The organism is Citrobacter sp. TBCS-14 (assembly GCF_005280805.1).
Taxonomy (GTDB): Bacteria; Pseudomonadota; Gammaproteobacteria; order Enterobacterales; family Enterobacteriaceae; genus Citrobacter; species Citrobacter gillenii.
Map to the genome: position 1 here is coordinate 691 of NZ_SZWM01000843.1, position 267 is coordinate 957.

1 pseudogene is annotated in these 267 nt (G+C 48.3%); it reads left to right on the plus strand.

The features are described 5' to 3' along the window. A pseudogene (locus tag FDX22_RS31750) lies at window positions 1-267 on the plus strand (methyl-accepting chemotaxis protein); the annotation flags it as partial.

The following is a 267-nucleotide window of genomic DNA, read 5'->3' on the forward strand; positions in this document are numbered from 1 at the left end:
GATCTTTCCCGTCCAGCCCCCCAGGTGAGCCAGTTTAATCGTGAAGTGACACAACTGAGCTCACGTATCGACGCGATGCAGCAGGGGCTACGGATGCTGGTGCAACAGGTGAATGACGCTACGACCTCAATGGTGGGAAATATCACTCAGCTTACGCAAAGCAATAAACAGTTATATCAGCAATCCGCGAAACAGAGCGATGAGCTAAATACGGTGACATCACATATTTCGTTTCTGGAAACACATGTTGAGGATAACAGTGGGTTT